Annotated in this window: 29 protein-coding genes; 18 read left to right on the forward strand and 11 right to left on the reverse strand. The window is 70.8% G+C overall.

The annotated features are described in order from the left end of the window. The first annotated feature begins 64 nt into the window (after positions 1–64). Genes VH969_RS15305 through VH969_RS15315 form a run of 3 tightly spaced genes read left to right on the forward strand, consistent with a single transcriptional unit; the run spans position 65 to position 2528 of the window. Entirely contained in the window at positions 65–691 is a 627-nt protein-coding gene (locus VH969_RS15305; RefSeq protein ID WP_331974555.1) for a sigma-70 family RNA polymerase sigma factor, read from the forward strand. Next, positions 688–987, forward strand: a complete 300-nt coding sequence (gene rsrA / locus VH969_RS15310) for a mycothiol system anti-sigma-R factor (protein ID WP_331974557.1) — start codon at positions 688–690, stop codon at positions 985–987. Before VH969_RS15305 ends, rsrA begins: the two co-directional genes overlap by 4 nt. A gap of 38 nt (positions 988–1025) precedes the next feature. Then, a complete protein-coding gene (locus VH969_RS15315; protein ID WP_331974559.1) occupies positions 1026–2528 on the forward strand; it encodes a sensor histidine kinase in 1503 nt (500 codons plus the stop codon). Between the two features lie 67 nt (positions 2529–2595). On the opposite strand, the gene VH969_RS15320 is transcribed toward VH969_RS15315, so the two are convergent. Beyond that, complete coding sequence (locus tag VH969_RS15320; RefSeq protein ID WP_331974562.1) at positions 2596–2850, reverse strand: WhiB family transcriptional regulator; 255 nt, start codon at positions 2848–2850, stop codon at positions 2596–2598. Between the two features lie 239 nt (positions 2851–3089). After that, the gene (locus VH969_RS15325; protein ID WP_331974564.1) at positions 3090–4022 is read right to left on the reverse strand and encodes a diacylglycerol/lipid kinase family protein; all 933 of its coding nucleotides are present in this window, start codon (positions 4020–4022) and stop codon (positions 3090–3092) included. 83 nt (positions 4023–4105) lie between these two features. On the opposite strand from VH969_RS15325, the gene VH969_RS15330 reads away from it, so the two are divergent. Both VH969_RS15330 and VH969_RS15335 read left to right on the forward strand, forming a co-directional pair. Next, entirely contained in the window at positions 4106–4525 is a 420-nt protein-coding gene (locus VH969_RS15330) for a hypothetical protein (protein ID WP_331974566.1), read from the forward strand. A 119-nt stretch (positions 4526–4644) separates the two neighbouring features. Continuing rightward, positions 4645–5385: a S1 family peptidase gene (locus VH969_RS15335; protein ID WP_331974568.1), complete on the forward strand. Its 741-nt coding sequence runs from the start codon at positions 4645–4647 to the stop codon at positions 5383–5385. 184 nt (positions 5386–5569) lie between these two features. Here VH969_RS15335 and VH969_RS15340 read toward each other — a convergent pair whose 3' ends face one another. The 3 genes from VH969_RS15340 to VH969_RS15350 form a co-directional block, all read right to left on the reverse strand. After that, positions 5570–6028 carry a hypothetical protein gene (locus VH969_RS15340; protein ID WP_331974570.1) on the reverse strand — a complete coding sequence of 153 codons (459 nt, stop codon included), beginning with the start codon at positions 6026–6028 and terminating at the stop codon, positions 5570–5572. A 222-nt stretch (positions 6029–6250) separates the two neighbouring features. Then, positions 6251–6748: a GNAT family N-acetyltransferase gene (locus VH969_RS15345; RefSeq protein ID WP_331974572.1), complete on the reverse strand. Its 498-nt coding sequence runs from the start codon at positions 6746–6748 to the stop codon at positions 6251–6253. Between the two features lie 31 nt (positions 6749–6779). Further along, positions 6780–7370 carry a histidine phosphatase family protein gene (locus VH969_RS15350; protein ID WP_331974574.1) on the reverse strand — a complete coding sequence of 197 codons (591 nt, stop codon included), beginning with the start codon at positions 7368–7370 and terminating at the stop codon, positions 6780–6782. Between the two features lie 59 nt (positions 7371–7429). Here VH969_RS15350 and VH969_RS15355 point away from each other — a divergent pair, with 59 nt between their 5' ends. After that, the gene (locus VH969_RS15355; protein ID WP_331974635.1) at positions 7430–7888 is read left to right on the forward strand and encodes a hotdog fold domain-containing protein; all 459 of its coding nucleotides are present in this window, start codon (positions 7430–7432) and stop codon (positions 7886–7888) included. Here the strand turns inward: VH969_RS15355 and VH969_RS15360 are convergent. The 3 genes from VH969_RS15360 to VH969_RS15370 are packed head-to-tail and all read right to left on the reverse strand — an operon-like array spanning position 7863 to position 8871. Next, positions 7863–8198 (reverse strand): YnfA family protein, encoded by a 336-nt coding sequence (locus tag VH969_RS15360; RefSeq protein WP_331974576.1) that lies wholly within the window; start codon positions 8196–8198, stop codon positions 7863–7865. The genes VH969_RS15355 and VH969_RS15360 overlap by 26 nt on opposite strands. Further along, positions 8195–8569, reverse strand: coding sequence for a MerR family transcriptional regulator (locus VH969_RS15365; RefSeq protein WP_331974578.1), 375 nt, complete (start codon positions 8567–8569; stop codon positions 8195–8197). Before VH969_RS15365 ends, VH969_RS15360 begins: the two co-directional genes overlap by 4 nt. Then, the gene (locus VH969_RS15370; RefSeq protein ID WP_331974580.1) at positions 8569–8871 is read right to left on the reverse strand and encodes a hypothetical protein; all 303 of its coding nucleotides are present in this window, start codon (positions 8869–8871) and stop codon (positions 8569–8571) included. The genes VH969_RS15365 and VH969_RS15370 overlap by 1 nt, the downstream gene beginning before the upstream one ends. 72 nt (positions 8872–8943) lie before the next feature. On the opposite strand from VH969_RS15370, the gene VH969_RS15375 reads away from it, so the two are divergent. Continuing rightward, on the forward strand, positions 8944–9342 hold the full coding sequence (locus VH969_RS15375; RefSeq protein WP_331974582.1) for a DUF3224 domain-containing protein: 399 nt from the start codon (positions 8944–8946) through the stop codon (positions 9340–9342). Positions 9343–9646: 304 nt separating this feature from the next. Beyond that, positions 9647–10129 (forward strand): SRPBCC family protein, encoded by a 483-nt coding sequence (locus VH969_RS15380; RefSeq protein WP_331974584.1) that lies wholly within the window; start codon positions 9647–9649, stop codon positions 10127–10129. A gap of 170 nt (positions 10130–10299) precedes the next feature. On the opposite strand, the gene sodN is transcribed toward VH969_RS15380, so the two are convergent. Further along, positions 10300–10707 (reverse strand): superoxide dismutase, Ni, encoded by a 408-nt coding sequence (sodN, locus tag VH969_RS15385; RefSeq protein ID WP_331974586.1) that lies wholly within the window; start codon positions 10705–10707, stop codon positions 10300–10302. 73 nt (positions 10708–10780) lie between these two features. Between sodN and VH969_RS15390 the strand changes: the two genes are divergently transcribed. Next, positions 10781–11098, forward strand: coding sequence for a S26 family signal peptidase (locus VH969_RS15390; protein ID WP_331974588.1), 318 nt, complete (start codon positions 10781–10783; stop codon positions 11096–11098). Here the strand turns inward: VH969_RS15390 and rfbC are convergent. After that, positions 11084–11686 carry a dTDP-4-dehydrorhamnose 3,5-epimerase gene (gene rfbC / locus VH969_RS15395; RefSeq protein WP_331974590.1) on the reverse strand — a complete coding sequence of 201 codons (603 nt, stop codon included), beginning with the start codon at positions 11684–11686 and terminating at the stop codon, positions 11084–11086. The two genes, VH969_RS15390 and rfbC, sit on opposite strands and share 15 nt — an antisense overlap. Positions 11687–11904: 218 nt before the next feature. Between rfbC and VH969_RS15400 the strand changes: the two genes are divergently transcribed. The 8 genes from VH969_RS15400 (at position 11905) to VH969_RS15435 (ending at position 22124) form a co-directional block, all read left to right on the forward strand. Further along, positions 11905–13101 (forward strand): NAD(P)-dependent malic enzyme, encoded by a 1197-nt coding sequence (locus VH969_RS15400; protein WP_331974592.1) that lies wholly within the window; start codon positions 11905–11907, stop codon positions 13099–13101. A gap of 63 nt (positions 13102–13164) precedes the next feature. Next, a complete protein-coding gene (locus VH969_RS15405; protein WP_331974594.1) occupies positions 13165–15732 on the forward strand; it encodes a sensor domain-containing protein in 2568 nt (855 codons plus the stop codon). 150 nt (positions 15733–15882) lie between these two features. Further along, on the forward strand, positions 15883–17322 hold the full coding sequence (locus VH969_RS15410) for a methionine--tRNA ligase (RefSeq protein ID WP_331974596.1): 1440 nt from the start codon (positions 15883–15885) through the stop codon (positions 17320–17322). Between the two features lie 115 nt (positions 17323–17437). After that, positions 17438–18553 carry an ABC transporter ATP-binding protein gene (locus tag VH969_RS15415; RefSeq protein ID WP_331974598.1) on the forward strand — a complete coding sequence of 372 codons (1116 nt, stop codon included), beginning with the start codon at positions 17438–17440 and terminating at the stop codon, positions 18551–18553. After that, positions 18550–19221, forward strand: coding sequence for an ABC transporter permease (locus tag VH969_RS15420; protein ID WP_331974600.1), 672 nt, complete (start codon positions 18550–18552; stop codon positions 19219–19221). Before VH969_RS15415 ends, VH969_RS15420 begins: the two co-directional genes overlap by 4 nt. 154 nt (positions 19222–19375) lie before the next feature. Further along, positions 19376–20104 carry an ABC transporter permease gene (locus VH969_RS15425; RefSeq protein WP_331974602.1) on the forward strand — a complete coding sequence of 243 codons (729 nt, stop codon included), beginning with the start codon at positions 19376–19378 and terminating at the stop codon, positions 20102–20104. Between the two features lie 25 nt (positions 20105–20129). Further along, positions 20130–21050 carry an ABC transporter substrate-binding protein gene (locus VH969_RS15430; protein ID WP_331974604.1) on the forward strand — a complete coding sequence of 307 codons (921 nt, stop codon included), beginning with the start codon at positions 20130–20132 and terminating at the stop codon, positions 21048–21050. Between the two features lie 204 nt (positions 21051–21254). Next, positions 21255–22124, forward strand: coding sequence for an SAM-dependent methyltransferase (locus VH969_RS15435; protein ID WP_331974606.1), 870 nt, complete (start codon positions 21255–21257; stop codon positions 22122–22124). Positions 22125–22363: 239 nt separating this feature from the next. Here VH969_RS15435 and VH969_RS15440 read toward each other — a convergent pair whose 3' ends face one another. Then, positions 22364–23140: an IclR family transcriptional regulator gene (locus VH969_RS15440; RefSeq protein WP_331974608.1), complete on the reverse strand. Its 777-nt coding sequence runs from the start codon at positions 23138–23140 to the stop codon at positions 22364–22366. Between the two features lie 78 nt (positions 23141–23218). Between VH969_RS15440 and hutH the strand changes: the two genes are divergently transcribed. Next, positions 23219–24721 carry a histidine ammonia-lyase gene (gene hutH, locus VH969_RS15445; RefSeq protein WP_331974610.1) on the forward strand — a complete coding sequence of 501 codons (1503 nt, stop codon included), beginning with the start codon at positions 23219–23221 and terminating at the stop codon, positions 24719–24721. Positions 24722–24761: the final 40 nt, after the last annotated feature.

Consider the following 24761-nt stretch of genomic DNA (forward strand, 5'->3'; position numbering starts at 1 on the left):
GGTACCCTCGTCCCTGTCCCGTGAACTTCCTGGCACGGGATGGTTCCAACTCGAAGGGAGCACGGTGCCGAGCACCGAGACCCACGCCGACGCGTCGGTCGAGACCGAGGAGCAGCGGGCAGAGCGGTTCGAGCGGGACGCCATGCCGTTGCTGGACCAGCTGTACTCGGCCGCCCTGCGGATGACCCGCAACCCCGCCGACGCCGAGGACCTCGTTCAGGAGACCTACCTGAAGGCCTACGCCGCGTTCGAGTCCTTCTCCAAGGGCACGAACCTCAAGGCCTGGCTGTACCGGATCCTGACCAACACCTACATCAACGGCTACCGCAAGCGGCAGCGCCAGCCGCAGCAGTCGCCGACCGAGGAGATCACCGACTGGCAGCTCGCCCAGGCGGAGAGCCATACCTCGTCCGGGCTGCGCTCGGCCGAGATCGAGGCCCTGGACCGGCTGCCGGACAGCGACGTCAAGGAAGCCCTGCAGCAGCTGCCGGAGGACTTCCGGCTCGCCGTGTACCTCGCCGACGTCGAGGGGTTCGCATACAAGGAGATCGCGGAGATAATGCACACGCCGATCGGCACGGTGATGTCCCGACTGCACCGTGGCCGCCGGCAGCTTCGTGACCTGCTGGCCGGGGTCGCGCGGGAACGCGGGTTCCTGCGTACGACCGAGCAAGAGGTGACCGGATCGTGAGCTGCGGCAAACCACATGAGACCGACTGCTCCGAAGTGCTGGCGGAGGTCTGGCTCTTCCTCGATCACGAGTGCGACGGCCAGCGCCGCGAGCTGCTGCAGAAGCACCTGGAAGAGTGCAGCCCGTGCCTCGAGCAGTTCGGCATCGAGGAGCATCTGAAGGTGCTGCTGGCCCGCAAGTGCGGCGGTGAGCACGCGCCGGAGGCGCTGAAGCAGCGGCTCCGCGAGAAGATCCGGAAGACGGTGGTGGTCGAGCAGACCATCGTGACCGTGCAGGATGGAACCGACGCGCCGTAACCGCGGCGGGCGCCTGCACGGAAGGTAGGCCTACCGGCTTGTCCACGCTTTCCGACCTGCTCGCCGAGCACACGAAGCTCTCCGGTGGCGAGGTGGACCACCTGCAGATGGTGGTCGCCGAGTGGCAGCTGCTCTCGGACCTGTCCTTCGCCGACCTGCTCATGTGGGTGCCGATCGGCGAGCCGCCCACGCCCGGCTCGACCGACGTCGAGTACCTCTGCGTCGCGCAGGCCCGCGCCACGACCGCGCCGACCGCGCACCCCGAGGACGTCGTCGGCAGCACGACGACGGCCGCCGACCACCCGCAGCTGCGCCGCGCGATGACCGAGCAGCGGATCTGCCGCGAGGAGGATCCGCGCTGGCACCAGGGCGTACCGGTGCGCCGCGAGACGATCCCCGTGACCTACGACGACCGCGTGATCGCGGTGCTCTCCCGGGAGACCGACATCGCGGTCCCGCGGGTGCCGAGCTCGCTGGAGATCGCCTACCTGGGCATCGCGGCGGACCTGTGCCAGATGGTCGCGGACGGCAGCTTCCCCACCTCGGAGCCGGCCGCGGACGTGCACACGAGCCCGCGCGTCGGTGACGGCCTCGTGCGGCTCGACAACACCGGCACGGTCGTGTTCGCGTCGCCGAACGCGCAGTCGGCGTACCACCGCATGGGCCACCCCGCGGAGCTGGTCGGCGTGCGGCTGGCGCCGTTGACGCGCGGGCTGATCGCGGATCCGTTCGACGCCACGGAGATCGCGCAGCGGATTCTGGCCGCACTGGACGGTCAGCCGAGCATGCGCGCGGAGGCCGAGTCCCACCGCGGCGCGGCCGTGCTGTTCCGTGCGTTGCCGCTTCGTCCTGATGGCAAGGCGGCGGGCGCGCTGGTCCTGGTCCGCGACGTCACCGAGGTCCGCCGGCGCGACCGCGCGCTGATGTCGAAGGACGCGACGATCCGCGAGATCCACCACCGGGTCAAGAACAACCTGCAGACCGTGGCGGCGTTGCTGCGCCTGCAATCCCGGCGTACGGCGAGCGAGGAGGCCCGCGCGGCGCTGGGCGAGTCGGTCCGCCGCGTGGCCGCGATCGCGATGGTCCACGAGGCACTGTCGACTTCGGTCGACGAGCGGGTGGACCTGAACTCGCTGGTGGACAAGGTGATCCCGGTCGTCGGCGACGTGGCGGTGGCGGAGAACCACGTGCGGGTGCGGCGGACCGGTCAGTTCGGCGTGGTCGCGGCCGAGGTGGCGACCCCGCTGGTGATGGTGCTGACCGAGCTCGTGCAGAACGCGGTCGAGCACGCGTACCCGCCCGGAGTCTCCGGCGACGTAACGGTTTCCGCCGAGCGCACGGCCCGGTGGCTCGACGTCGTCGTCACCGACGACGGGCGCGGGCTGCCGAAGGGTTTCTCGCTGGAACGGTCGAACGGCCTGGGGCTGCAGATCGTGCGGACCCTGGTGGAGTCGGAGCTGCGCGGGTCGCTTTCCATGAAGCGGCGCGATCGCGGAGGGACCGAGGCCGTGCTTCGGGTGCCGTTGTCGCACCGCCGCTGACCTGCTCGCGGAAACACGAAGGCCCGGTCTCCCATCCGGGAACCGGGCCTTGTGGCGTCTTCAGAGATCAGGCGTTGCTGCGCGTCGCCGTGCGAGCGCTGCGCCGCTTGAGCGCACGTCGCTCGTCCTCGCTCATCCCGCCCCACACGCCTGCGTCCTGGCCGCTCTGCAGCGCCCAGGTCAGGCAGTTGGAAGCGACGGTGCAGCGGTGGCAAACGGCCTTCGCCTGGGCAACCTGCAATATGGCAGGACCGCTGGTCCCCACGGGGAAGAACAGCTCAGGGTCCTCGTCACGGCAGGCCGCGCGGTGGCGCCAGTCCATTTCTACTTGCTCCTCGCTTGGGCGCGTTCCGATGCGCCTCTGTCGTCAACCGGTCGTTGGGGTGCTTGTGAATGCTTTCACGAACCAGCCATATGTCAAGAGTCCTTCATCAGCCAGTGCGTGAACTCACCCGAAAGATCGACGTCAGAGCGTTGTCAATGCGTTGCGTAACAATCGGGTCACAGCTACGTCTCGTGGTTCACCACTGGGGATCGAGCTGGTTTCGACTACCCGAGGGGCTACCCGACGACGACGAGGGCATGCCTGACCGACGAGATTTTCACGCAGGTCCGGTCGCCGATGAGGTCGCCGTCGCACTGCACGCGGACCGGGTCGGGGCTTGTGATCGTCAGCATCGGGACGTCGTCACGGCGGTAGAGCTTGCCGCCCTTCTGTTCACCCGTGCGGCTGATCGCCTGACGGAGGTGCCGGAGCACCGTGGGTAGACGCAGGCTGTGCAACGCGAAGATGCCGAGATCGGTGTCGAAACCGCAGCCGCGGTTGAGGTGGATCGCGCGCGTGCCGAGGTAGGTCCACGGGTCGGTGTTGGACACGAAGACCAGGCGCAGCCCCGAAACCGGCTCCTCGCCGGGAATCTGGACCGTCAACTGTGGCCTGCCGTGGGCCGGCTTGAGGTACTGCGTGACCGCGACCCGCGTGTACAGCGCCGGGCTTGCCTTCTTGCCGCGCTTGCGGTCGACCTCGGCGACGACGTCCGCGTCCCAGCCGACGCCGGCGCTGAACGTGAACCAGCGCGCGGGTTCCGGGCCGTCCGAGTCGACCCGGCCGAGGTTGACCCGCCGCTGCCGGCCGTCCAGCAGCGCGTGCAGCAGCTGGTGCGTCGCGTCGACCGGGTCGCGCGGCAGGCCGAGCGCGCGGGCGAACACGTTGGCCGAGCCGCCCGGCACGATCCCGAGCATCGGCAGCGCGCCCCGCCGCCCGCTGGCCAGCAGCCCGTTGACCACCTCGTTCACCGTGCCGTCGCCGCCGTGCGCGACGACGAGGTCTGCCCCGTCGATCACCGCCTGCGTCGCCGCCGCCATCGCGTGCCCGCGGTAGTCGGTCTCCAGGACCTCGAGCTTGACCTCGCTGGCCAGCGCGTGGGCCAGCACGTCGCGGCCGGCCGCCGTGGTCGCCGTCGCCTTCGGGTTCACCACGAGGACTGCGCGCATAACCGCAGCGTAGGCGAGTTCACCCCGGATGGCGGACTACGATCCATGCCGAACCCTGCCGACGAGCCGTGAAGGACCGCCGCGTGCGCATCGCCTCCGCCGCCCCGCCGACCATCCGCGGCGCCGCGATTCTCGTGGGCCTGCAGGGACTCGCGGGCGTCGCGTTCGCCGTGGCGCTGCTCGTGCGGGCGATCGGCGGCGCGTCCACGGCCGGCAACAACATCTACGGCGAGGCGGGCTACTTCGCGGTGCTCGGCGGCGCCGTGGTCGGCGTCGGGGTGGCGCTTTTCCTCGGCAAGCACTGGGCACGCAGCCCGGCAGTGGTCGTGGAACTGCTGCTGCTCGGTGTCGCTTGGTATGCGGCTGGCCCATCCGGGCGCCCCGAGATCGGGGTACCGGTCGGCGTGCTGTGCGCGGTCGTGCTGTACCTGCTGTTCGCCTCGAAGTCCCGGGAATGGTCGATGGGTCTGGACGAGAAGGACGCCGATCAAACCGGACACTGAGCCGGAAACCGCATTCCCAACTAACGGCGGGTAGTGGATCAACCTCGAACGGGTGACCCTGGTGGGGTTCCTTTTCCCTGCTCCCACGGTGAGCGGCCGTGGGTACGAGGTGGTTTCGAATGCGTCTTGTTCGTGTCGGGGCGGCTCTGGTGGGCGCGGCGGCTGTCGTGCTGGGCATCACGATGGCGACTGGCGGTGCGTCCGCCGACCAGTCGGGTGGTGGCAAGATCGAGCCGAAAATCATCGACGGACGGCTCGCGGACAACGCTCCGTGGGCGGCTCGCCTGTTCGTGAACGGCCAGGAGAACTGCTCGGCGACGATCATCGCGCCGACATGGATCCTGACCGCGCAGCACTGCGTGGCGAGCCAGGGCACCTACACCTTCCACATCGGCAGCCTGGACCAGACCCAGGGCGAGAGCGCGACCGGTGTGAACATCCAGACCCACCCGTCGGCCGACCTCGCGCTCGTCGAGCTCGACCACGCGGTGAACGCGACATACTCGCCGCTCGGCAACCCGGACGCGGTGTCTGTCGGCCAGACCGTGCAGGTCTACGGCTGGGGCGCCACGTGCACCGACCGGCCCGAGATCGAATGCCAGTCGCAGATGCTGAAGGTCGCCGACGTCGGCGTGACCGACACGGCGTGCTCGGACTACATCGGCGGCACCGCGGTGTGCGCGAACCGGATCGACGGCATCACCGCCGGCGGCGACTCCGGCGGCCCGATGTTCGCGACCGCGCCGGACGGCTCGTACGTCCAGGTCGGCGTGGCCTCGACGAGCGACCGCCAGACCTTCACCGCGTACGGCAACGTCACGCAGTACCGCGACTGGATCGCCAGCGTCGCCGGCGTCTGATCGCCTGTCGCAGAGCCCGAACGCCGCGTCCGGTATCCCGGGCGCGGCGTTCGCCCTGCGGGGGCCGTTGCCGATCGCGGCGAATTCGAAATCACGGGCCGGAACGGCGAAGTCCCGCCAGTTCGGCAGGACTCCGCCGCCGGCAATTAACCTGTTTCAGTGATTTCCATCACCGACGGCTGCATCAGCTGGTGTAGGGATTGAGCCGGAAATCCGTCTTGCAGATGTCGGTGGCGTTCGGACGCATAACGCACACCTCGACGCCGGCCTTCTTGATGTTCTTGCTGCCGTTGAAGCCGAGCCCGCTGACCGGTCCCCAGCCGGCGCCGTCGCAGGTGGGCTCGTCGTCGCGGTGCCAGGTGCCGTACCCGCTCGTGCCGTCCATGTAGATCGCGATCGCTCTGCCGTGCACGTCGTAGTTGTCCCCGGGGCACGTGTCGTTGACCACGAAGTTGTTGTAGGTCAACGTCTGCCTGCCGGTGAAGTGCAGGTCGGCGTGCGCGCTGCCGCCGCTCTCGGTGCCCGCCACGCTCGTCGCCTTGGCGTAGACGTGCCCGTCGTCCGCCGACGCGACGGCGGTGCTCGCCAGCCCGGCCGCGGTGACGGCGGCGGCGACCACCAGGATCTCGCGGATTTTCCGCATGTATTTTCTCCCGTGTCAAGGTTTTTGTCTATGACGCGCGCTGCAGCGGCGACCGGGACGGAAATGATCACACGGTGGTGGAACCAATTCCCGCCCAGGCCGACGGAGACTGTATATGCGCCGGCGCAGGGCGGTATCACCCGCACGGGTAGTAACGAATTCCGAGGATCCGACGACTGAGTCCGGGGAGGTCTACCGATTTGAATTATCGAAAGCGTCGCGCTAAAGGGATTCGCCGCGGGCCCCGCCGAGCCGGCTCAGCGCCTCGTCGGTGACGCGGTACACGGTCCACTCGTCCATGGCGACCGCGCCCAGGGCCTTGTAGAAGCCGATCGCCGGCTCGTTCCAGTCCAGGACCCACCACTCCAGCCGCGAGTAGCCGCGCGCCACGCACTCCTCCGCGAGCGCGGTCAGCAGCGCCTTGCCGAGCCCGCCGCCGCGGGCGGTCGGGCGCACGTACAGGTCCTCCAGGTAGATCCCGTGCACACCGCGCCACGTCGAGAAGTTCAGGAACCACAACGCACAGCCGACGACCTCACCGTCCACTTCGGCGACGTGACCGAACAGCGCGGGCGAGGGGCCGAACAGCGCCTCGTGCAGCTGCGCGGCGGTCAGGTGGCACTCGGCGGGTGCGCGCTCGTACTCGGCCAGCTCGTACACCAACCCGACCACCGCGTCCACGTCGGACTCGCGGACGCGGCGTACCCGTGGATCCGGCATGCAGACCTCCTCTGCGCCTTGGGTGCCGTCTTCAGTCCAGCGCCGGCGGCACGTTCAGCCGCTTGACCTGAGGGGTGCCGCGCTCGTCGCCGAGAACCGTGATGGCCGCCGCCTCGAGTCCGAAGTGGACGCCGGCGTGCGGGTCGAGGGCGAGCCAGGTCGCCACCAGGACGCGGCTGAAATGCCCGTGCCCCACCAGGATCACGTCGCCGTCGGAAAGCGCCGCGCGCACCCGCTCGATCACCCGGGCGGCCCGGGCGCCGACCTGCTCGGCCGTCTCGCCGCCGGGCGACGGGTGCGTCCAGATGGTCCAGCCCGGCACGGTCTCCCGGATCTGCGGCGTGGACATGCCCTCGTAGTCGCCGTAGTCCCACTCCGCGAGGTCCTCGGTGACCAGCCCGACGGTCAGGCCGGCCAGCTCGGCCGTGCGCAGGGCGCGCGTGCGCGGGCTGCTCGCGACCAGCGCGGGCGGCTCGCCACCGCGCATCGCACCCAGCAGGCGCCCGGCGTCCCCGGCGCGGTGCTCGCCGGTCGGGGTCAGCGGCAGGTCGGTCGTGCTCGTGTGCCGGCCGTCGCGGGACCACTCGGTCTCGCCGTGCCGCAACAGGTACACCGCGGTCATCGGGCCTCCCGCCGGTTGTTACTGACTGGTAGCTTAGTGGGGTGACGAACACTCTGGCCATGTGGCGACGGCTGGCCGGCCGGCCGCTCGGCAAGCGGCTGTTCTCGGCGGCCGTGGTGGCCCGCGCACCGTACTTCGGCACGATCCTGCCGACCGTCGAGACGATGGTGCCCGGCCGGTGCGAGGTACGCGCGCCGAAATGGTGGGGCGTGCACAACCACATCGGGACGTTCCACGCGATCGCCGCGTGCAACCTCGCGGAGATCACGATGGGCATGCTCGCGGAGGCGACCGTGCCGTCGAGCCACCGCTGGATTCCCAAGGCGATGACGGTCGAGTACCTGGCCAAGGCGACGACGAGCCTGCGGGCCACGGCCGCCCTCGACGCGCTGCCCGAGTTCGGCGACGAGCCGGTCGAGGTGACCGTGCCGGTGTCCGTGCGCGACGCCGCCGACAAGGAGGTCGTGCACGCGGCCATCACTATCTGGGTGACTAGGAAGAACGCGGCGCGTACATGATCACGGCGACGCCGGCGAGGCAGATCGCGGCTCCGACGTAGTCCCACCGGTCCGGCCGGAACCTGTCCACGACGACGCCCCACGCGAGCGAGCCGGCGACGAAGACGCCGCCGTACGCCGCGAGGATGCGGCCGAAGTGCGGGTCCGGCTGAAAGGTGGCGACGAACCCGTAGGCACCGAGCGCGAGCACGCCGGCGGCGATCCACCAGAGGCCGCGGTCCTCGCGCCAGCCCTGCCAGACGAGCCAAGCGCCGCCGATCTCCGCGAGCGCGGCCAGGACGAAGAGAACGAGCGAGCGGACGACGCTCATGTCGCGGGCAGCGGCAGCGGGCAGCCCGGGGTGGCGGCGCAGGTCTCGAGGTCGTCGCACCCGGCGGCGACGGCGGCCCGCAGCGTGTCGCGGATGACCATGAGGTCGGCGATCTTCGCCTCGACCTCCGCCAGCTTCGCCTCGGCTCGCGTGCCGAGCCGGCCGACGTCGAGCAGCTCGGCCACCTCGTCGAGCGTGAAGCCGAGCCGCTGGGCCGCCTTGATCGTCCGCAGCGCGCTGACCGTGGCCACCGGGTAGTCGCGGTGCCCGCCGAGCGTGCGGTCGGGCTCGGGGAGCAGGCCGCGGCGCTCGTAGTAGCGCAGCGTCTGCGGGTGGACCCCGGCCGCGGCGGCCACCTGCCCGCTGCGCATCAGGACGCCCGCCGCTCGATCGCGTCGAGGACGTCCTCGTGGTCGGCCTCGACATCGAGCTCGAGCCGCCCGTTCGCGGCGGTCAGCGTGAACGTGAAGAACGAGCAGCAGCCGGTCTCCCTCATGACGAGCCCGGCCGCGGTGGCGGCCACCTCGGGGGTGGGCTCGAGCGTGAGCGTCAGCCGCCGGCGGGCGGGCCGCGCGTGGCCGCGGACCGACCGCGCGAAGAGCGCGTCGAACTCGGCGACTCGGAGCGGCTGCTCGGCGGTGGGGAGCGTGCAGGCGGGTGGTACCCAGGTCATGGAGCCACGGTAAGCCCGTACCCGGGTACCGGATGCAAGGACGTGTCGGACCGAGCGGCTACGGTTCGCGGCATGAGAGCTTCCGGAACGTTCGAGGTCACGGCGTTCACGCCGACCTCGGTGGAGCCCGACGTGGCGACCGCGCTGCCCGTCGGCGTGGCCACGATCGAGAAGCGGTACGCGGGCGAGGTGGCGGGCCGGTCGGCGACGCTGTTCACGTCGGCGTTCGACCAGGCCGCCGGCGTGGGCACGTACGTGGCGATGGAGTCGTTCGAGGGCTCGGTCGCGGGCCGCGCGGGCGCGTTCAACTTCGTCCACTCGGCGACGACCACGGGCACGACGCGGGAGAGCGAGTTCTTCACGATCGTCCCGTCCTCGGGCACGGGCGAGCTCGCGGGCATCACGGGCACCGGCGCCATGACCGTCGAGGAGGACGGCACGCACCGGATCTCGTTCGACTACGAACTCTGAACGGCGGGGCCGCCGGACCCCCGAGCGAACTGGAATTCGTCTGAGACGGGTATCTCGATGCGCCAACGCCGCACCGGGTTGAAGCAGGTACGCCGAGGTGGGCGCCCGTGACGATCGACCGCCACTGCCACCTCGCGCAGGTGGTGAGTGTGCATGTGCGGTGGCAGCTGCATGTGCACTCTGGGTAGTCACAACGCATCCAGCTTTTACCCGTTTGACCGCTGACACTTGATCCACGACAAGGTTTGTTGGAGGAAGAGATGTACCGGTGCGAGGAGACCGACATGTAGCGGGAAGGAGGCCGATGGTGAGCCAGGTCCAGAAGAGTGGCCGTCTCCAGGTGGTCGTGGACGCGGACCTGCAGGACGTCTGGCGCGTGGTCACGGACGTCACGAGGATCGGTGAGTGGAGCCACGAGTGCCGCTCGGCGCGATGGTTGGGCGGGGCCCGCGCACCCGTCCCGGGTGCACGATTCCGTGGCCGCAACCGGGCGGGATGGCTGCGCTGGAACCGGACGGCCGAGGTCGTTGCCGTCGAGGAGCCCCGCGAGCTGGTCTGGCGGACGATCCCCACATGGCTCTTCCCCGACAGCACGGAATGGCGGATCCAGCTCGCGGCCACCGCGCAGGGGACGGCGATCACCCAGTCGTTCACCGTGCTCCACGCGCCCTGGTTGGTCGACCGGCTCTACGCCCTGGTGGTCCCGGCCCACCGGAACCGGAACGCGCGGCTGACCGCCGACCTCGATCGGCTCGGTGCCGCGGCTCGCCGGGGAGCCCGGACGTGAAGTGACGGCTGGCGCGCGGGGAAGCATCGGCGTTCGTTGCCTTGGCGACGTCGTCCAATGAGGACCGGCCCGCGCCGCCCGTGGGCCGCTGGACACCGCCGGACAACGAGAAACGACGCCCCCAGCGGAACATGTTGCCGCTGGTGAGCGCCGTTTTCGGGGTCTCGAACTCAGCCCTGCTTGGTCTCCCAGAAGATCTTGTCGATCTCGGCGATGTAGTCGAGGAGCTGCTGGCCGGTGGACGGGTCCATGGAGCCCTTGGTGCCGGTCGCACCCGCGGCCTTCGTGGCCTTGTTGAACAGCTCGTGCAGCTGCGGGTACTTCTCGAAGTGCGGCGGCTTGAAGTAGTCGGTCCACAGGACCCACAGGTGATGCTTCACGAGCTCGCTGCGCTGCTCGGCGATGAGGATCGCGCGCGTGCGGTACTCCGGGTCCTCGTTGTCCTGGTACTTCTGCTGGATGGCCTTCACGGACTCGGCCTCGATGCGGGCCTGCGCCGGGTCGTACACGCCGCAGGGGAGGTCGCAGTGCGCGGTGGCCTCCAGGCGTGGGCCGAGAATGCGCGACAGGAGTCGCATCTTTCCTCCTGAACGGGTTGACGCTTCGACAGCCCGGACACTACTCCCGGCATGCGGTCCGGACACGACGGAGGTGATCGATCTGAACCCGCTGGGACGGCTGCCCTACCGGCGGATCCGCGTGCGCGGACCGTCCATGGCGCCGACCCTCCGGGACGGCGACGTCGTGCTTGCGCGGCGCGGTGAAAGAGCGCGAGCGGGCGACGTCGTCGTGGTCACGTGGGCCGGCCGGCCGGGGCAGCTGTCGATCAAGCGCGCGGTGCGGCCGGACGGGGACGGGTGGTTCGTCGTGGGCGACAACGAGATCGCCTCGACCGACTCGCGAGAGCTGGGGCCGGCCACCGTGCACGGCGTGGTGCGCCGGCGGATCTGGCCGCTACGCCGTGCGTAGCCGCTGGTAGTACGCCTGGCAGTCGGCGTAGCCGGGCAGCAGGCCGGCCGACTCGGCCGCCGCGAGCGACGGGGCCGCGCGGTCCTTCGCCGACAGGACGACCTCGATGTCCGACGGCCAGGGCAGGCCCAGCGCCGGATCCAGCGGGTCCACGCCGTGCTCGCGGCCGGGGTTGTACCCGGTGGAGCACAGGTAGGAGATGACCGAGTCGTCCTCGAGCGCCATCATGCCGTGCGCCAGGCCCTCGGGCACGTACACCGCGCGGAACTCGACCGGATCGAGCCGCACCGCGTCCCAGGCGCCGAACGTGGGCGAGCCGACCCGGACGTCGACGACGACGTCGAGCAGCGCGCCCTGCGGGCAGTACACGTACTTCGCCTGTCCCGGCGGCACGTCCGCGAAGTGCAGCCCGCGGATGACCCCGCGACGTGACCTGCTGTGGTTCGTCTGCGCGAGCCGCAGCGGGTGGCCGACGGCCTTGAGGAACGGCTCCTCCTCGAACGGGCAGGCGAACACCCCGCGGTCGTCGGGGAACACCCGTGGCGTGAACTCGAACGCGCCCGGTACCGCCAGCTCGCGCACCTCCATGTGACGCACAGTACTGGCCCCGCCCACGGGCCTCGCCCGGCGCACCTGTCACAATGTGAGACACCGCAGCGTCCGCGGTTGCCCGCCAACCATCGGCGGGTGGCCGACCGGCCGGCAACGTTTCCGACCGCCGACAGCACCCGATCGGCGCTCGATCACGCCGAGATCCCGCGGGGCTACCTTCTGCTATCCCCGCTTCGGCCCGTTGGAGGGACGCAATGACCACCGTGAATGATCCGTTCGTGCAGTCCGAGCTGGGCGTGCCGGTCACCGACGACGAGATCTTCCGCGCTCACGAAGGCGGGAAGCTCGACGTCGCGGTCACCCGGCCGATCGCGGACCCGCGGACGCTGTCGATCGTGTACACGCCGGGTGTCGCCAAGGTCAGCCGCGCGATCGCCGAGGACGCCTCGCTCGCGCAGAAGTACACCTGGACCAACCGCCTCGTCGCCGTGGTCAGCGACGGCACGGCGGTGCTCGGCCTCGGCGACATCGGCCCGCGCGGTGCCCTGCCGGTCATGGAGGGCAAGTCCGCCCTGTTCAAGACGTTCGGCGGGCTCAACTCGATCCCGCTGGTGCTGGACACGACGGACGTCGACGAGATCGTCGAGACGCTGGTCCGGCTGCGCCCGTCGTTCGGCGCGGTGAACCTCGAGGACGTGGCCGCGCCGCGCTGCTTCGAGCTCGAGCGCCGCTTGATCGAGGCCCTGGACTGCCCGGTCATGCACGACGACCAGCACGGTACGGCGATCATCCTGCTGGCCGCCCTGCGCGGCGCGAACGCCGTGCTCGACCGGCCGATCGGCGACGAGCGGATCGTCATCGCGGGCGCCGGCGCGTCCGGCATCGCGTGCGCGAACTTCCTGCTCTCCGCGGGTGCCGGCGACGTGATCGTGCTCGACTCGCGCGGCATCATCCACTCCGGCCGCGAGGGGCTGAACCCGGTCAAGGCCGAGCTCGCCACCCGGACCAACAAGACCGGCCTGCGTGGCGGCGTCGCCGAGGCCCTGAACGGCGCGGACGTGTTCGTCGGGCTCTCCGGCTCGACCGTGCCGGAGGAGCTGATCGCGACGATGGCGCCGGAGTCGATCGTGTTCGCGCTGTCGAACCCCGACCCGGAGATCCACCCCGACGTGGCCCGCCGGCATGCCGCGATCGTGGCCACCGGACGCAGCGACTTCCCCAACCAGATCAACAACTCCCTGGCCTTCCCCGGCGTCTTCCGCGGTGCCCTGGACGCGGGTGCGCGGCGCATCACCGAGCGCATGAAGATGGCCGCGGCCGAGGCCATCGCCGCGGTCGCGGCCGAGGATCTGGCGCCCGACCACATCGTGCCGAGCGGGGTCGACCCGAGGGTCGCGCCCGAGGTCGCCGCGGCTGTGGCTCAGGCGGCCAGGGAGGACGGGGTAGCCTAAGCACCGGCGGGAAGATCGGCGACTTCGCCCGACCCGCCGGCATGCGGGCGAGAGGATGGCGTGGTGGCCGAGCATGTCTTGCGTGCCGGCATGCCCCGCAGCGGGGTACAGGCCGGGGAGTTAGCCGTGCCCGCGCTCGCCACCCAGTCGCAACCCGCCCCGCTGATCGACCGCGTCATCACCGACGCGACCGGCAGCTTTCCGCTCGCCGACGTCGAGGATCTCGCCCGCCTCGGGGTCTGGAGCGTCGACCTGCGGGCCGGCACGATGTACCTCTCCGAGGGGCTGCGCGAGCTGTGCGGGCTACCCCCGGACTGCACGGTCGACCAGGTCCTGGAGAGCGTCCACGCCGACGACCAGGAGGCCCTCGACGCGTTCCGCGCGCGCCTCTGCGAACCCGACGGGTCGCCCCTCGAGCTCGAGGTGCGCAGCAAGGACGGCGAGCGCACGTTCGAGGTCCGTGGCCGGCCCGAGATCGACAACGCCGGCGAGGTCGTGCGCATCCTCGGCATCGTCCACGACGTCAGCCCGTACCGGGAGTTCGAGCGCCGGGCGAGCCAGGATCGCCGGCTGTTCGGCGACGCGCAACAGGTGGCCCGTTTGGGCACTTGGGAGTGGAATACGGCAACCGGCGAATGTATCTGGTCGTCGATGCTGTACGAGCTCTTCGGCGTCGAGCCCGGCACGCCCATCTCGTACACCGAGTACCTCACGTTCGTACACCCCGAGGACCGCGGCTGGGTCGACGAGCGGTGGCGTGAGCTCGCCACCGGCGGCCGGCCCGTCGAGGCCGAGCACCGGGTGATCCTGCCGGACGGCGCGACCCGCGTGTTCCGCTGCCGTGGCGCCGCCCTGGACCGCGGCGGCACCGTCATGATCGGCACCGCGCAGGACGTCACCGAGCAGCGGTCCACCGAGACCCGGATGATGCGCTCGAGCCAGCGGTTCAGCGACCTGGTCGCGATCGCGCCGGTCGGCATCGGCCTGTTCGACGAGTCCGAGCGGCTGGTCGACGCCAACGACGCGCTCTGCCGGCTGCTGGAGCTCGACCTCGAGCGGCTGCGGGGCACGACCGCCACCCAGCTGACCCACCCGTCCGACCGCGGCAAGCCGCTGCTGACCAGGCACGACACCGCCCGGTACGGCGCGGTCACCGCGGACCTGCGGGCCGGCCAGCGGGTGCTGATCACCTCGTCGGGCAAGACGCTGTACTGCGAGCTCGGGGTCACCGAGTCCGTGGCCGACGACGGCCGGCGGTTCTGGCTCGTGGTGTTCTCCGACGTCACCGACCGCAGGCGGGCCGCCGAGCGGCTGCGCTACCAGGCCACGCACGACGAGCTGACCGGGCTGCCCGGCCGCGCCGCGGTCAACGAGCTGCTCGGCCGGCTGCTGGGCGGGGCGGACGCGGACCGCGTCGCGCTGCTGTGGTGCGACGTCGACAACTTCAAGCGGGTCAACGACTCGCTGGGCCACGAGGTCGGCGACGAGCTGATCATCGCGCTGGCCCGAAGACTCGAGCGCGGGCTCCCGCCGTCGTGCACGCCGGCCCGCATGTCCGGCGACGAGTACGTCGTCATCTGCTCGGACGTGCAGGAGGCCGGCGGGGTGGAGGCGCTGGCCAACCGGGTGGCGCGGCTGCTGCGGACCGCGGTGCCCGTCCGCGGCCAGCTGCTCCGGGTGTCCGCGACGATCGGCGCGGCCGTGCCGAGCGCGCACGACACGTCCGCCGCGGACCTGCTGCGCTTCGCCGACGCGGCCATGTTCAGCGCGAAGCGGCAGGGTGCCGGCCGGGTGTCGATCGCCAACGCCGAGCTGATCAAGAACGCGAACAGCCAGATGCTGCTCGAGGGCCAGCTGCGCGACGCGATCGCCAACGACGGCCTCGTGCTGCACTACCAGCCGGTGGTCAGCCCGGACGGCACGGTGCTGTCGGCCGAGGCGCTGGTGCGCTGGCCGCACCCGGAGCGCGGGATGCTGGGCCCGGGCGAGTTCCTGCCGGTCGCCGAGCAGGGCGACATGCTGCGCGAGCTGGATCGCTGGGTGCTGCGGACCGCGTTGTGCGAAGCCGCGAAGTGGCCGGTGCTGGCCGGCGGCGTGCTGGGTGGCGGGCCCGGTGTCGCGGTCAACCTCGCCGGGCTGGTGCCGGGCGACCCGGAGTTCGTGGAGATCGTGTCCGCCGCGGTCGCGGAGTCCGGCATCGAGTGGGACCGGGTCGTGCTGGAGCTGGTGGAGACCAGCCTGATCGACCTGCCGTCGCGTACCCGCGAGACGATGGCCGAGCTGGCCGACCGCGGGGTGCGGTTCGCCGTCGACGACTTCGGCACCGGCTACTCCTCGCTCGCCCGGCTCAAGGAGCTGCCGGCGCAGATCATCAAGATCGACCGCGCGTTCGTGAACGGCGTGGCCACGCAGGCGGCCGACTTCGCCGTCGTCCGCGCACTGGTCGACATGGCCCGCGCGATGGGCCGCTCGTGCGTGGCCGAAGGCGTGGAGAACGACTCCCAGTTCCACGTCCTGCGCAGCTTCGGCATCGAGGCCTACCAGGGCTGGCTGCTGTCCAGGCCGATCGCGGCCGCCGACTTCCGCGAGCTGCTGGGCCGCGGCCCGCTCGACATCCCCACCGGCGCCTGAAAACCGCTGGTGCGCGCGGTTAGTCTGGAAACATGACGACCTTCCGGACCATGATGCCCCGCTTCCGGGGCTGCTGAGTCGTCGTCATTTCCTTGCCAGGCCCGCGAATCGGGGCCTCGGCACGGCATCGGAGCCCCGTGGGAGGTTTCGATGTTGCTGACCACCACCATCCCGTACGTCAACGCCCGCCCGCACATCGGTTTCCTGCTCGAGCTCGTGCAGGCCGACGTACTCGCCCGGCACCACCGGCGGCGTGGCGAGCCGGTGCGGCTGCAGACCGGCACCGACGACAACTCGCTCAAGAACGTCCTGGCGGCGCAGGCCGCGGGCGTCGAGGTGCGTGAGTTCGTCGACCGCAACGCCGCCGCGTTCGTCGCGCTGCACGAGCCGTACTCGCTGAGCTTCGACGACGTGCTGCGCACCAGCAGCGACCCGCGGCATCGAGCCGGCGTCGAGCGGCTGTGGCACGCCTGCGCGCACGACCTCTACCGCAAGCACTACGAGGGCAGCTACTGCGTGGGCTGCGAGCAGTTCTACCCCGCCGCCGAGCTCGTCGGCGGCCGCTGCCCGGAGCACGGCGTGCCACCCGAGCGGGTCGCCGAGGAGAACTGGTTCTTCCGCCTCTCGCGCTACGCCGACCCGCTGCGCGCGGCGATCGAGGAGGGCCGGCTGCGTATCCACCCCGCCCAGCGGCGCAACGAGGTCCTGGCCTTCCTCGCCGGCGGGCTCGAGGACATCTCCGTCTCGCGGGACACCGCCCGGGCCCGTGGCTGGGGCATTCCGGTGCCGGGCGACCCGGACCAGGTGATCTACGTGTGGTGGGACGCCCTCGGCAACTACGTGACCGCGCCGGGCGAGGCGGCCTGGCGCGCCGCGGACAAGCGGATCCACCTGCTCGGCAAGGGCGTGCTGCGCTTCCACGCCGTCTACTGGCCCGCGGCGCTGCTCTCCGCAGGCCTGCCGCTGCCGACCGACATCGCCGTGCACGACTACCTGACCGTCGACGGCCGCAAGATCAGCAAGTCCGGGCCCGCCACCGCCGACCCCGGCGAGCTCGCCACGCGGTTCGGCGCGGACGCCGTGCGCTGGTGGCTGCTGCGCGACGTGCCACGGGTGGGCGACACCGACTTCACGGTCGAGCGGCTGGTCGGGCGCGCGAACGACGAGCTGGTCAACGGCATCGGCAACCTCGTGCACCGGGTCACCTCGATGGTCCACCGCTACCGCGACGGTGTCGTGCCCGAGGGCGGCGAGGACCTGCCGTTCGACCACGACGGGGTCGACGATGCCTTGGCCGCGTACGACTTCCGTCAGGCGTCCGGCGTGGTGTGGGCGTTCGTCACGCGGGCCAACCGGTACGTGAGCCAGGCCCGGCCGTGGGCGCTCGACGACGAACAGGCGCGCGACGGCGTCCTCGCCACGCTGGTCCGGGCCTGCCGCGCGCTCGCGGACGAGCTCGCGCCGTTCCTCCCGGCGACCGCCGCGCGCATCGGCGAGCGGTGCACGCCGGTCGCCGGACGGCTGCCGGTTCCGGCCAGATTGTTCGAGCGTTTCGACTTGGCAACGACTGGGCCATCCGGGCTAGTCTGACTAGGCCGAGCGTGCGTGTCAGATTCTGGAACGGCCTGCCGTTGTCGGAGCTACCGGCTAAGGTCATGCGACCTGCGGCCGGAAGGTGGCCGTTCCGACCTGAGGAGCCTCGAGGGTGATCGAGTTCCAGGCCGTGACCAAGCAGTACCCCGATGGCACCGTCGCGGTCGACAGTCTCGACATCACGGTGGAGGACGGACAGATCACCGTGTTCGTCGGGCCCTCCGGATGCGGCAAGACGACGTCCCTTCGGATGATCAACCGGATGATCGACCCGACCGGTGGCTCGATCCTGTTGGACGGCAAGGACATTCGCGAGTCCGACCCGCCGTTGTTGCGGCGTGGCATCGGCTACGTCATCCAGCACGCCGGGCTCTTCCCGCACCGCACGGTCCTCGACAACGTGGCCACGGTCCCGCTGCTCACCGGCACGAGCAAGCGCGACGCCCGCAAGAAGGCGGCCGAGCTGCTCGAGCTGGTCGGCCTGGACGCCGGGTTCGCCAAGCGTTACCCGGCGCAGCTCTCCGGCGGCCAGCAGCAGCGCGTCGGCGTCGCGCGGGCGCTCGCGGCCGACCCGCCGGTGCTGCTGATGGACGAGCCGTTCAGCGCGGTCGACCCGATCGTCCGCGATGACCTGCAGCAGCAGCTGCTGCGTCTGCAGTCCGAACTGGACAAGACGATCGTGTTCGTCACGCACGACATCGACGAGGCCATCAAGCTCGGCGACAAGGTCGCGGTCTTCCGGGTGGGCGGCCGGCTCGCGCAGTACGACACGCCGTCGGCGCTGCTGGCCAAGCCGGCCGACGAGTTCGTGTCCTCGTTCGTGGGGCGCGACCGCGGCTACCGCGCGCTCGGCTTCCTCACCGCGAGCGGGGTTCCGGTCGGTCCTCTTGCGACGGTCAAGGTGGGCGAGCCGCGCGGCACGACGGAAGGCTGGACGGTCGCGGTCGACGCGGACAACAAGCCGCTCGGCTGGGTCTCCCCGGACGCCGCGGAGGAGGGCACGGTGTCGGCCGACGGGCTGGTATCCGGCGGTTCGCTGTTCGAAGTGGACTCCACGACCAGCGGTACGGCGGGCTCGCTGCGCAACGCGCTCGACTCGGCCCTGAGCTCGCCGGCCGCGGTGGGCATCGCGGTCGACAAGGAGGGGGCGGTGGTCGGCGGCGTCACCGCGGACAAGGTCCTGGCCGCGCTCGCCGAGGCGCGCCGGTCCGGTGAGGTGCCCACGTGAACGTCGACTGGCCGTGGCCATGGCTGCCACGCAACATCGACGACATCGTCGAGGCCACCGGCGAGCATCTCTACCTGGCGCTGCTCCCGGTGCTCGTCGGCCTGCTGGTGTCGATCCCGCTCGGCTGGGCGGCGAGCCGGTGGGGCTGGGCCCGCCTCATCCTCGTGCCGCTCGCCGGCGTGCTCTACACGATCCCGTCGCTGGCGCTGATCACGCTGGTGCCGCTGGTTCTCGGCACGAAGATCATCGACCCGCTCAACGTGCAGGTGCCGCTCGCGATCTACACGGTCGCGCTCCTGGTCCGCTCGATCTCCGACGCACTGATCGCGGTGCCCGGTGATGTCACGGCGGCGGCGACCGCGGTCGGGTACCGGCCGTTCCGCCGCTTCCTCACCGTCGAGCTGCCGCTCGCGATCCCGGTGATCGTCGCCGGGTTGCGCGTGGCGACCGTGTCGGCGATGAGCCTCGCGTCGGTCGGCGCCCTGATCGGCATCGGCGGGCTCGGCGGGCTGATCACCGAGGGCTTCAAGCGCAACAACGCGGTGGAGATGGTCGTGGCGATCCTGCTCATCGTGCTCATCGCGTTGGTCATCGACGCGCTGCTGCTGCTCGCCGGCAAGGCGATCACCCCGTGGACGCGGGCCCGGCGTGCGGTGGTGAAGCCATGAGAATTCTCGGGACCACCGCGAGGTCGAATCAGGTTGCGGGCTACGTGACCGCACCTCGGGGGAACGTGACGGCAGCCGGCCACAGGTACGTGATCAACGGCGTGGTGCATAAGGACGCGACCAAACGTACGAAGCGCGGGGAGGCGGGACAGTCGTGAACTCCGCTTTGTCGTGGTTGTTCGACCCGGCGCACTGGAGCGGCCCGGAGGGCTTTCCGACGCGGATAGTCGAGCACCTCTGGTACACGCTGCTGACCGTGGTGATCGCCGCGATCATCGCGATCCCCATCGGCGCGTTCGTCGGGCACACCGGGAAGGGCACGTTCCTGGTGGCCGGCATGACCAACTGGCTGCGTGCGCTGCCCGAGCTGGGCCTTTTGACCCTGCTCGTGCTGCTCACGTATGTGGGCCTGCTGCCGGTGGTCATCTCGCTCGTGATCCTCGCGATCCCGCCGGTGCTCGCCGGCACGTACGCCGGCGTACGCAACGTCGATCCGTCCGTTGTGGACGCCGCGCGTGGGATGGGGATGCGGGAGTCCCATGTGCTCTGGAGGGTCGAGCTGCCCAACGCGCTTCCGCTTATCCTGGGCGGCATCCGCGGGGCGACCCTGCAGGTGATCGCGACCGCGACGATCGCCGCGTACGTGTCGCTGGGCGGGCTCGGCCGGTTCGTGATCGACGGCAACAACTCGGGCGCCGGCTCGCCGGACGGCTACCCGCAGATGGCCGCGGGCGCCATCATGATCGCGGTGCTGGCGCTGGTCGTGGAGGGCGTGCTGGAGCTGGTCCAGCGGATGGCCGTGTCGCCGGGCCTGCGCAACGCGGCGACCCGCAAGCGCACCGCACGCATCTGGCGGCGGCCGACACCGGATTTGGTCAGTTAGGAACATCAACCGAGGAGACTTTGGCATGAAGCGCGTACTCGCCGGTGTGGCGACCGCCGTGGCGGCGGCGCTGGCACTCACGGCTTGTGGCAACTCCGACCCCCTGTCGGAGGACAGTGGTGACAGCGGTGGCGGCTCGAACGAGACGCTCACCGTCGGCTCGGCGAACTTCCCGGAGAGCCAGCTGCTCGCGGAGATCTACTCCCAGGCCCTGGAGGCCAAGGGCGTGAAGGTCGACCGGCAGTTCGACCTGGGTAGCCGCGAGAAGTACTTCGACGGCCTCAAGGACGGGTCGATCGACCTGATCCCGGAGTACACCGGCGTGCTGCTGCAGTTCATCGACAAGGAGGCGAAGGAAACCGCGCCGGACGAGGTCTACTCGGCACTGCAGAAGGCGCTGCCGGACAACCTCATCGTGCTGGACAAGGCCGAGGCCGAGGACAAGGACGCGGTCGTCGTCACCAAGGAGACCGCGGACAAGTGGAGCCTCAAGTCGATCGACGACCTGGTGCCGCACTGCGCGGAGTCGACCTTCGGTGGTGCGCCTGAGTTCAAGACGCGGCCGGACGGCATTCCGGGCCTGAAGGAGAAGTACGACTGCACGTTCAAGGGCTTCAGCTCGCTCGAGCCGGGCGCAATCACGACGAAGGCCCTGCTCGACGGCACCGTGCAGGCGGCCGACATCTTCACCACGGACGCCGCCATCGAGGCGAACGACCTGGTGGTGCTCGAGGACCCGAAGAACAACTTCGCCGCGCAGAACGTCGTTCCACTGGTGGCGAAGGACAAGGCGAGCGACACGGTGAAGGAGGCCCTGAACGCGATCTCGGCCAAGCTTGACACGAAGTCCCTGCTGGAGTTGAACGCGCGCCTGAACGCCCCGGACAAGCCGGACTACGCGGACGTGGCGAAGGAGTGGCTGGACGAGGCCGGCCTGGCCAAGTAGTTCCGCTCGATCGGTCCCCCGCGCGCCGCTCGGCGGGCGGGGGACCGCTGTCTTTTCGCCACGTCGGCGACCCACTGGACGCGCGGCCGAGCCCGCGCTCGCACACGGCGCCGCGCGCGCCGGCAGGCTCGGCGGCTACCCGTGTTCAGTTGGATAGCATGCGAAACCACGCGCCCGGCGACATGAAATGGGGGATTCATTCCCGTGTCCGAGTCCAAGCCTGAACGAACTCCGCCCGCGGGTGTCGACACCACGCGCCCGAGCGTCGCACGGGTCTATGACTACTATCTCGACGGCACGGCCAACTGGCCGATCGATCGTGAGTTCGGGAATCGCGTCCTCGAGCAGTTTCCGCTGCTGAAAAGCATTGCGCTCGCCAACCGGCTTTTCCTCAACCGGGTCGTCCGCCACCTGACAAAGCTCGGCGTCCGCCAGTTCCTCGACATCGGCGCGGGCGTGCCGACCGCCGGGAACACCCATCAGGTGGCCGCCGAAACAGCCGCCGATACCCGAGTCGTCTACGTCGACAACGATCCGATGGCGGTCGCGCACGGGAAGATGCTGCTGGACGAACAAGGCGATCCGCGTCTCCATGCGGTGATCGAGGGTGATCTCCGAGCTCCGGACGAGCTATGGCAAAAGGCGATCGCGACCGGAGTCCTGGATCCCGGGGAACCCGTCGCGCTCCTGCTCATCGCCGTGCTTCATGTCCACCAGCCGGGGCCCGACGGGCAGGACATGGGCGCGCAGGCCGTCGGGCGATACCGCGAGCTCCTGCCGCCCGGCTCTTTCCTCGCCATTTCTCATATCACGGACGAGGGCGTTCCTGACGAACTCGGGCCCAAGCTCGTCGAGCTGAAACGTATGTATGACACGTCGAGCAGCAGCAACGTGATCTGGCGACCTCGTGCCGAGATCGATGCCCTGTTCGGCGGCTTTGAGATCCTGCCGCCGGGCACCGTCTGGACGCCGGAATGGCATCCCGAGGAGACAGGTCCGAACGCACGGCCCATCACGTTCGACTCACCGAGTCACGCGGCCATCTGGGTTGGTGTGGGCAAGAAGACGGGGTAAACGAGCGCGTGGCCGTGCATGCCATTCGGACCGGCGATCCGGCCGCGCTGCGGCGACTGCCGGCCGGACATCCACGCCCGGCCACCGCACGGATCGTCGACCCGAACGGCGCCGCGCGGACTCCGGTGCACGTTGTTGGCGGCCGGCCGAGCCGAACTGGCTCCCCTGGCCCGGGGTCCGACGAGTTCGACCCGTCCACCCCGTGCGGTCATTTCGAAGCGAGATGCCGGGCCGCGCGATCACCCGGGGCTGCCGCCGATGCGGGACGTCAGCTCCTCGGCCGCCCGCCGGGTCTGCGCCGCCAGCGACGGCCAGGTCTCCCCGCACTCGTCCGCGCAGGAGTGCCGGAACGTCGTGCTGATCGCCGCCACCGGCCGGCCTCCGTGATCGAGCACGGCAACCGCCACCGAGGCGAATCCCGCCGTCACGTAGCCGTCCTCGACCGACCAGCCTCGGCGCCGTCCGGAGGCGAGCAGCCGGCGCAGGTCGGGCAGGTGCCGGGGGCCCCGGCCCGTGCGGTTGACGAAACGCCCGGGGAACAGGGCCCGCACCTGCGCCGCCGGCAGCAGCGCCAGCATCGCCCGGCCCGAGGCCGGTAGCTGCGCCGGCAACCGGACGCCGACGTCGGTGACGACCGTCGCGTGCGGGTGTGGCGGCTGCTCGCGCAGCAGGTACAGCGTCTCACTGCCGTGCAGGATGCCCAGGTGCGCGGTGTGCCCGGTCCGCGTGATCAGCGCGCGCAGCACCGGCCGGGCCAGCCGCTCCAGCGGGTCGTGCCGCAGGTACGCCGAACCCAGCTCGAAGGACGCCAGCCCCAGCCCGTACCGCCGCTCCTCCGGCAGGTGCGTGACGAAACCGGCCGCCGCGAGCTCCGCCAGCAGGTGGTACGTCGTCGACCGCGGCAGCGACAGCTCGCGGGCGACCGCGCCCGCCGTGACCGGGCCGGCCTTCGTCGCCAGCAGGCGCAGCACCGCCAGGCCGCGGCGCAGTGCCGGCACGTCGGAACTGGCTCCCACGTGTATCAGTCTGGAATACCAGACCAAGAACCGCCATCCCGGGTCGTGCGCGCGCGGCAAAGAGGCTGGGATGAACGCATGCACCAGGTCGAGATCGACGGCGGGCCGCTGACCCGTGCGGACGTGGTCGCGGTCGCCCGGGGCGGGGCTACCGTCACGGTCGGCGCGGCGGCGCTCGACGCGGTCGCCAAGTCCCGCGCCCACATCGAGCAGCTGGCCGGCGCCGAGACCCCCACCTACGGCGTCTCCACCGGCTTCGGCGCGCTCGCCACCCGCCACATCCCGCCCGGCCGGCGCGCAGCCCTGCAGCGCTCGCTGATCCGCTCGCACGCCGCGGGTGCGGGACGGCCCGTGGAACCCGAGGTGGTGCGCGCGCTCATGCTGCTGCGGCTGCGCACGCTCGCCACCGGCCGCACCGGCGTCCGTCAGTCCACAGTGGAGACGATGGCGAAGCTGCTCAACGCCGGCATCGTCCCGGTCGTGCACGAGTACGGCTCGCTCGGCTGCTCCGGCGACCTCGCGCCGCTGTCCGCCGTGGCGCTCGCGCTCATGGGCGAGGGCGAGGTCACCGTGCACGGCGCGCCCGCACGAGCGCGGGAAGCCTTGCGCGACAGCGGGATCGAGCCGCTCCAGCTGGCCGAGAAGGAGGGCCTCGCGCTCATCAACGGCACCGACGGCATGCTCGGCATGCTCGTCATGGCCCTCGCCGACCTCACCAAGCTGCTCGACGTCGCCGACCTCACCGCCGCCATGAGCGTCGAGGCGCTGCTCGGCACCGACCGCGTCTTCAGCGACGACCTGCAGCGCCTGCGCCCGCACCCCGGCCAGGCGACGAGCGCGAGGCGGATGACCGAGCTGCTCAGGGGCTCGGCCGTCGTCGAGAGCCACCGCGGGCCGGACTGCAACCGCGTCCAGGACGCCTACTCGCTGCGCTGCGCGCCGCAGGTGCACGGCGCCGCCCGCGACACGGTGTCCTATGTGGAGACCGTCGCCGACCGCGAGCTCGCCGCGGCCATCGACAACCCTGTCGTGCTGCCGGACGGCCGGGTCGAGTCCAACGGCAACTTCCACGGCGCGCCGATCGCCTACCCGCTCGACTTCCTCGCCATCCCGGTCGCGGACGTCGCCAGCATGGCCGAGCGCCGGACCGACCGGATGCTCGACGCCACCCGCAGCCACGGCCTGCCCCCGTTCCTCGCCGACGACCCCGGCGTCGACTCGGGCCACATGATCGCCCAGTACACGCAGGCCGCGATCGTCTCCGAGCTCAAGCGCCTCGCCGTGCCCGCGAGCGTCGACTCGATCCCGAGCTCGGCCATGCAGGAGGACCACGTCTCCATGGGCTGGTCCGCCGCCCGCAAGCTGCGCACGGCCATCGACGGGCTCACCACCGTGCTCGCCATTGAGCTGCTCACCGCCGCCCGCGCGCTGGACCTGCGGGCGCCGCTCACCCCGGCCCCGGCCACCGGCCGCGTCGTCGCCACACTGCGCGAGCGGGTGCCCGGGCCCGGCCCGGACCGCCACCTCGCCCCCGAGATCCACGCCGCCGAAACCCTGATCCGCTCAGGAGAACTTCCATGACCTTGCGCGAAGCAAGTGGCCGTCAACCGCACCTTAGGGG

It is taken from the genome of Actinophytocola sp. (assembly GCF_036555685.1).
Lineage (GTDB): Bacteria > Actinomycetota > Actinomycetes > Mycobacteriales > Pseudonocardiaceae > Actinophytocola.

Coding starts and splice junctions, on each gene's coding strand:
- VH969_RS15320 (WP_331974562.1), bottom strand. CDS start 2,850: ATGGACTGGCGCCACCGCGCGGCCTGCCGTGACGAGGACCCTGAGCTG.
- VH969_RS15370 (WP_331974580.1), bottom strand. CDS start 8,871: ATGACCTGGGTACCACCCGCCTGCACGCTCCCCACCGCCGAGCAGCCG.
- VH969_RS15325 (WP_331974564.1), bottom strand. CDS start 4,022: ATGCGCGCAGTCCTCGTGGTGAACCCGAAGGCGACGGCGACCACGGCG.
- hutH (WP_331974610.1), top strand. CDS start 23,219: ATGCACCAGGTCGAGATCGACGGCGGGCCGCTGACCCGTGCGGACGTG.
- VH969_RS15375 (WP_331974582.1), top strand. CDS start 8,944: ATGAGAGCTTCCGGAACGTTCGAGGTCACGGCGTTCACGCCGACCTCG.
- VH969_RS15410 (WP_331974596.1), top strand. CDS start 15,883: ATGTTGCTGACCACCACCATCCCGTACGTCAACGCCCGCCCGCACATC.
- VH969_RS15360 (WP_331974576.1), bottom strand. CDS start 8,198: ATGAGCGTCGTCCGCTCGCTCGTTCTCTTCGTCCTGGCCGCGCTCGCG.
- sodN (WP_331974586.1), bottom strand. CDS start 10,707: ATGCGACTCCTGTCGCGCATTCTCGGCCCACGCCTGGAGGCCACCGCG.
- VH969_RS15430 (WP_331974604.1), top strand. CDS start 20,130: ATGAAGCGCGTACTCGCCGGTGTGGCGACCGCCGTGGCGGCGGCGCTG.
- VH969_RS15355 (WP_331974635.1), top strand. CDS start 7,430: ATGTGGCGACGGCTGGCCGGCCGGCCGCTCGGCAAGCGGCTGTTCTCG.
- VH969_RS15350 (WP_331974574.1), bottom strand. CDS start 7,370: ATGACCGCGGTGTACCTGTTGCGGCACGGCGAGACCGAGTGGTCCCGC.
- VH969_RS15345 (WP_331974572.1), bottom strand. CDS start 6,748: ATGCCGGATCCACGGGTACGCCGCGTCCGCGAGTCCGACGTGGACGCG.
- rfbC (WP_331974590.1), bottom strand. CDS start 11,686: ATGGAGGTGCGCGAGCTGGCGGTACCGGGCGCGTTCGAGTTCACGCCA.
- VH969_RS15380 (WP_331974584.1), top strand. CDS start 9,647: ATGGTGAGCCAGGTCCAGAAGAGTGGCCGTCTCCAGGTGGTCGTGGAC.
- VH969_RS15335 (WP_331974568.1), top strand. CDS start 4,645: ATGCGTCTTGTTCGTGTCGGGGCGGCTCTGGTGGGCGCGGCGGCTGTC.
- VH969_RS15340 (WP_331974570.1), bottom strand. CDS start 6,028: ATGCGGAAAATCCGCGAGATCCTGGTGGTCGCCGCCGCCGTCACCGCG.
- VH969_RS15365 (WP_331974578.1), bottom strand. CDS start 8,569: ATGCGCAGCGGGCAGGTGGCCGCCGCGGCCGGGGTCCACCCGCAGACG.
- VH969_RS15400 (WP_331974592.1), top strand. CDS start 11,905: ATGACCACCGTGAATGATCCGTTCGTGCAGTCCGAGCTGGGCGTGCCG.